This is a genomic window from Chamaesiphon sp. VAR_69_metabat_338 (assembly GCF_031423935.1).
GTDB lineage: Bacteria > Cyanobacteriota > Cyanobacteriia > Cyanobacteriales > Chamaesiphonaceae > Chamaesiphon.
Genome location: NZ_JANPGM010000094.1, coordinates 1 through 5,813, shown reverse-complemented (window position 1 = coordinate 5,813; position 5,813 = coordinate 1). Strand labels below are relative to the sequence as shown.

Annotated in this window: 6 protein-coding genes and 1 tRNA gene; 6 read left to right on the top strand and 1 reads right to left on the bottom strand. The window is 46.0% G+C overall.

Annotated features, from left to right (window positions below):
• The first annotated feature begins 107 nt into the window (after nucleotides 1–107).
• The 6 genes from RMO84_RS02790 (at nucleotide 108) to nrdR (ending at nucleotide 5,072) form a co-directional block, all read left to right on the top strand.
• Nucleotides 108–180, top strand: a tRNA-Ala gene (locus tag RMO84_RS02790).
• A gap of 1,095 nt (nucleotides 181–1,275) precedes the next feature.
• Complete coding sequence (locus RMO84_RS02785; protein WP_310486928.1) at nucleotides 1,276–1,512, top strand: hypothetical protein; 237 nt, start codon at nucleotides 1,276–1,278, stop codon at nucleotides 1,510–1,512.
• 179 nt (nucleotides 1,513–1,691) lie between these two features.
• On the top strand, nucleotides 1,692–2,141 hold the full coding sequence (locus RMO84_RS02780; RefSeq protein ID WP_310486927.1) for a GNAT family N-acetyltransferase: 450 nt from the start codon (nucleotides 1,692–1,694) through the stop codon (nucleotides 2,139–2,141).
• Between the two features lie 381 nt (nucleotides 2,142–2,522).
• The gene (gene psbB, locus RMO84_RS02775; RefSeq protein ID WP_310486926.1) at nucleotides 2,523–4,052 is read left to right on the top strand and encodes a photosystem II chlorophyll-binding protein CP47; all 1,530 of its coding nucleotides are present in this window, start codon (nucleotides 2,523–2,525) and stop codon (nucleotides 4,050–4,052) included.
• A 104-nt stretch (nucleotides 4,053–4,156) separates the two neighbouring features.
• Nucleotides 4,157–4,258 (top strand): photosystem II reaction center protein T, encoded by a 102-nt coding sequence (locus tag RMO84_RS02770; protein ID WP_310481817.1) that lies wholly within the window; start codon nucleotides 4,157–4,159, stop codon nucleotides 4,256–4,258.
• 292 nt (nucleotides 4,259–4,550) lie between these two features.
• Entirely contained in the window at nucleotides 4,551–5,072 is a 522-nt protein-coding gene (gene nrdR, locus RMO84_RS02765; RefSeq protein ID WP_310486925.1) for a transcriptional regulator NrdR, read from the top strand.
• On the opposite strand, the gene RMO84_RS02760 is transcribed toward nrdR, so the two are convergent.
• Nucleotides 4,999–5,682 carry a TetR/AcrR family transcriptional regulator gene (locus RMO84_RS02760; protein WP_310486924.1) on the bottom strand — a complete coding sequence of 228 codons (684 nt, stop codon included), beginning with the start codon at nucleotides 5,680–5,682 and terminating at the stop codon, nucleotides 4,999–5,001. The genes nrdR and RMO84_RS02760 overlap by 74 nt on opposite strands.
• Nucleotides 5,683–5,813: the final 131 nt, after the last annotated feature.

Here is a 5,813-nt window from a genome sequence, read left to right as displayed (position 1 = left end):
CTAGCTCATGAGGGTGTTTCCCTACGATCGGACAGCCGAGATATTTTGACATTCGATCGCCATCCCTTGACAAGCGGAAACGCGATCGAGTAGATTGAGGACTATATGGGGCCATAGCTCAGTTGGTAGAGCACTTGCATGGCATGCAAGGGGTCAGCGGTTCGAACCCGCTTGGCTCCATTTAGTTAAAATACAAAGACACAGTAAGGCTTTTAGGAACCAATTCAGTCCTAACAGCCGATTTTTTGTGTCTATATACCGAGTAGGTAAGTATTAATTTCGACTTGTTTGCACGCGATCGATCGAGAATGTCTGTTCGTGGATTTCTGAGTCAAAAAATCGCTATCAATCGTTGTTAACTTATTAACAAATTAACAGAACAACAAGCTGGTGTCACTGGCAATACTTGTTTATTAGCTTACTTTTTAACTTGCTATACTTGCAGCAAAGACATATTTCAATGTATTTATATTTAAATACACTTAAAAGCGGTAAATCGCATATCGCAAGCAAGTTGTACGGTTTATTATTTAAATTCAGCGCGATTTATTTAGCAGTGTCAAGCAAATCACGTAGAAAATCAAGCTTAAATTGGTTCGTAAAAATTCGTGACAAATAGATTTAAATTTCGTATAATAAAAAACAATTCAGCCTTGCCAGCGACCCCAGCCAATATGCACAAAAATAGCCCCAAGCTATTCACTCGAAGCTAGAAAAAATAAATTCACCCCCATTATCACCCATGCCCAAAAAACTACAAACTCCGACCAAGTTTAGGTTCATGACCGAGCGATCGATGTCTAAGTCCACAAAAACAAGTAAAAAATTATGCAAAACAAGCAAGTGCGCTATTCCAATGAAGAGATCCACTTCCCCTCAAATAATTGCTGCTGTTACTGTGATTGCCGCAATGATGTCACATATTACGATTCTGAAAACCGAGAATTTTGCTTTCTGCATCAAGATGTCAATCGAGATAGGTAGAAACAATAGCTAGAAACAGAAAGGCTCGATCGATCTTATCGAATTAGCTGTAGTGCCCAGTATCTCGATATTGGGCTTTCCTTCCAAAATGATGAAAAGTCTTCTGTGTTGTGTTTTCAACATATTGGTTGAAAACTGTGGGTAAATTTTTAGTAGGTGCCCATATAATCGAAATAGCCCCTACCAGTGAAGAAGAGGGTTGTATCGATCGATAGACTGCGATCGGCAGCGCGAAGGCGAAGTGAGCCACCAAGGTGGTCGAATCTAACTTATAACTACTTCGAGGTTAACATGACACAAGCCAACGAACCAAACGATCGCCGGATCGATCGCCAATTAAGGACTATTAACCGTCGAGTCAACCGACTCGAAGATACTCAAGTTACTTGGGGTGAACTTAATATCGAATTCGACCGCCTCTACGACGAAGTTGACGATCTCAAGAAGGAAATGAATCAGCGGTTTGATTCGCTAGAGAGTAAATTCGATCTCATCATGCGTCACATCACTGGAGAAGGCAACTCATAGCGATGTTATCCATAGCAGGGCTTTTAGACAACGATTCAGTCCTAACGGCCAGTTTTTATATCTATACACCTACTCGGCAAGTATTAATTTCATAACTGAACATCATTAGTTTGCTGGGGATGATTTAGAGTAGGTAACAGCATTGCTAGTCATCAACTACTCAAACATTTAGTGCGCCAATGAACGTCCACTCCATTCGGTTTTGCGATCGCAGTGAAGATATCGACATCCAGCAACTGCAAGAACTGCTGAATCGAAGTGCATTCTGGGCGGCAGATCGACGAGTCGAAGATCTCCAAATTGCTATCGATCGCAGCGAACCAGTAGTATCGGCTTGGGATGAAGACAAATTAATTGGGTTTGCTAGAGCGACTTCCGATGGCATTTATCGAGCAGGAATCTGGGATGTGGCGATCGACCCCGATTATCAACGCCTTGGCTTAGGCCGCAAATTAGTCGAAACAATACTCGCTCATCCCTACATGCAGCGAGTCGAACGCATTTATTTATTCACCACTCACCATCAACATTTTTACGAGCGGCTCGGCTTTGTCGTCAATAGCAGTACCGCGATGGTACTGACGACATCACAAGCGATTGGCGCAGCAAACGAGGACGTCGAAGTTTAGAGCAGAGACGATACCAAGTTGATAAATTCTTGGCACTCTGGAAATACTTCCACTACTGTTACAGCTCTAGTGTGTAAATGAGTTGTCTCCGCGCAGATCGATCGAGCCTAAAATTGCCCTAACCCCCACCCTTTAATCCCTACCTTCTATTATTAACATTTGTAAACATTCTGAGGACAAATCTTAACTAAAATCGGATTTACAAAAGTGCTGGAACCACGATGCGTCTTGTTATGTGGCGGTTTGAGGCGATCGATCAGCCCAGAATGAATATGGCAGGATCGCCTTGCCTCTGAGGTGGGAAGCGGATAACATAATGCATGAGATTATTGAAAAAATAAGAATTTTCGTAGACACCTATTTTAAGGAGGATCGTAGTCGATGGGACTACCCTGGTATCGTGTGCACACAGTCGTCCTGAATGATCCAGGTCGGCTGATATCGGTGCATTTAATGCATACAGCTTTAGTTGCTGGATGGGCTGGTTCGATGGCTCTGTTTGAACTATCAAACTTCGACCCTAGTGACGCAGTTTTCAACCCCATGTGGCGACAAGGCATGTTTGTTATGCCGTTTATGGCACGGCTTGGGATTACCAAATCTTGGGGCGGCTGGAGTATTGTCCCAGGTGAATCAGCAGCAGATGCTGGCTTCTGGTCTTTTGAAGGTGTCGCTACCGCTCACATTATCCTGTCTGGGTTGTTGATCTTGGCATCGATTTGGCACTGGGTCTACTGGGACTTGGAACTGTTCACAGATCCTCGGACAGGCGAACCTGCGTTAGATTTGCCCAAAATGTTTGGGATTCACTTGTTCTTGTCTGGTTTACTCTGCTTCGGCTTCGGTGCGTTCCACCTGACGGGTCTATTCGGCCCAGGGATGTGGGTATCCGATCCATTCGGGATTACTGGGCATGTCGCACCAGTCGCACCAGAATGGGGGCCATCTGGGTTTAACCCGTTCAATCCTGGTGGCGTAGTCGCGCACCACATTGCAGCGGGGACAGTCGGGATTATTGCGGGATTATTTCACCTCACGGTGCGTCCGCCGGAACGCCTTTACAAAGCTCTCCGGATGGGAAACATCGAAACCGTGCTCTCTTCGAGTATTGCCGCAGTCTTCTTTGCAGCATTCATCGTTGCGGGAACCATGTGGTATGGAAATGCTACTACGCCGATCGAGTTATTCGGCCCGACGCGTTATCAGTGGGATAGCGGTTATTTCCAACAGGAAATTCAGCGTCGCGTTCAAAGCAGCGTCGAAGATGGTAAGACTGAATCCGAAGCTTGGCAGGCAATTCCTGACAGATTGGCATTCTATGACTATGTCGGTAATAGCCCCGCCAAAGGCGGTCTGTTCCGGACGGGGCCAATGAATAAAGGCGATGGGATCGCGCAAGGTTGGCAAGGACACCCAGTATTTAAAGACTCTGAAGGTCGAGTACTGAGCGTGCGTCGTCTGCCTAACTTCTTTGAAAGTTTCCCTGTAGTCTTGACTGACTCTGAAGGCGTGGTTCGTGCAGACGTACCGTTCCGTCGGGCAGAATCGAGATACAGCTTCGAGCAAGCTGGGATTACTGCTAGTTTCTACGGTGGTGCTTTAAATGGTCAAACCATTAAAGATCCCGCTTTAGTCAAGCAGTATGCTCGTAAAGCTCAAGGCGGCGAAATCTTTGAATTCGATCGCGAAAAACTCGGATCTGACGGTGTATTCCGGACTAGTCCGCGCGGTTGGTTCACTTTCGGTCATGCTGTATTCGCTTTATTCTTCTTCTTCGGCCATCTCTGGCACGGTTCGCGGACGATCTACCGCGACGTATTTGCTGGTGTAGAAGCTGATATGGAAGAACAAGTTGAGTTCGGTTTGTTCCAGAAATTGGGCGACCCAACCACTCGTCGCAAAGAAGCCTAGAAATTTGGGTGTCGGGGGCAGTAAATTTGGTATTACCCAACTAAATATTCCCTCGATGCCCTGGCTGTTTGTTAAACTAAAAGTTATCCCGTAGGATTCTGACCATGGAAGCAACTATTTATATTTTGGTAACGACATTGGCTTTGGGTACAGTCTTTTTTGCGATCGCGTTTCGCGAACCAGCTAAGATTCCCCGCAAAAAGTAACCGACAATTCAGTTTAGTCACGATCTGAGCTAATCTAGAGACATCTCTAATCAGCTCAGATTTTGCTTTTTAAGGCATTATTTAGGTTTTAGGCTTGATTAGGTTTTAGGCTTTAGGCTTTAGGTTTCAGTGGATAGTGAATAGAGTTTGAAGACCGTCTGCTCCCAGTCCCCCAGTCCCCCAGTCCTCCTGTCTCACCGCTCCTGTCTCACCGCTCCCTGTCTTGACTGAAACACATGCGGAGGAAACCTCCGCGTGATTTCAGCCGCAACTCCCCACTCCTAACGCCCCAATGCAATGTCCTTACTGCCAATATACAGATAGTCGAGTCTTAGAGTCTCGATCGACAGAAGCCGGACAGAGTATTCGCAGACGGCGAGAGTGTCTGCGTTGCAAACATCGGTTTACGACTTACGAACGTCTAGAATTTGTCCCTGTCACCGTTATCAAGCAGGACTCCCGCCGCGAATATTTCGACAGATCCAAGCTGCTGCGAGGAATCATCCATGCCTGTCAAAAAACCGGACTCACCCCCGAAACGCTAGAATCGATCGTCGATGATATTGAATCGCAGTTGCAAGGACGCGCCCTCAGAGAGGTGACAACAGCCGAAATTGGCGAGCTGGTACTTAGAGAATTACGCCCATTGAGTGAAGTTGCCTATGTCAGATTTGCGTCTGTCTACCGTCAGTTTCAAGGCATCCGCGACTTTGTCGATACGTTGCATCAATTAAATGAAGTTAGAAGTCAGGATTCAGAAGTTCGCGCGCTAGAGATGAGTCCCGCTTCGGCTCCGCTACCACTCGATCTCTAGTTAGATCGGACAGTAATAAATCTGAAACTTCGCGCTCAAACTGTTTATCGACAACGAAATTAGGATGTTCGATTACGGCTGAATGGCATAGCGCATCAACAGTCCGACTGAGCATAAAGACTGTCAGCTCGATATTTTGAGGACGAATGACATCTCGCCACTTGTCGAGATATGTCCGCAATATTGCGGTAATGCGCTCGTTCGCTTGTTGCATTTGTGGGGAGCGTTCCGAGTAAGGAATTTCTTCACTCAATACTTGATGCAACTTGGGATCGATCGCATGAGCCGCAATGACTGCGGTGACGATTTCGGGGATGACTATTTCTAATGGCGAGTCAAATAATCGATCGAGTTTTGTTTCTATCAATGCCACCATTTCCCGTGCGTGTTGCTCCATTAACGCTGCGATTAGGGATTCTTTATTCGGAAAGTATCGATCTAGCGAACCGATACTAATCCCCGCACGCTCGGCAATCCGATTGGTATTGGCTTTGTCATAGCCTTCCTCGACCAGAATACGAGTCGTTGCTTCTAGAATCGCTTCTACGGTAACTCGAGATCGATCTTGTCGTGGCAATTTACGGGGCGTTGTGACAGGTTTGCTGGGCATAAACACACCTAAACAGAAAGCTAGTTGGCAATACGAGTATTAACTCATATTATGGACTTAATTAGCGATCGAGACACTATGAATGCGAATAAATATCGAGTGTTTGTATGTACGAGACAACGTGGCGATCT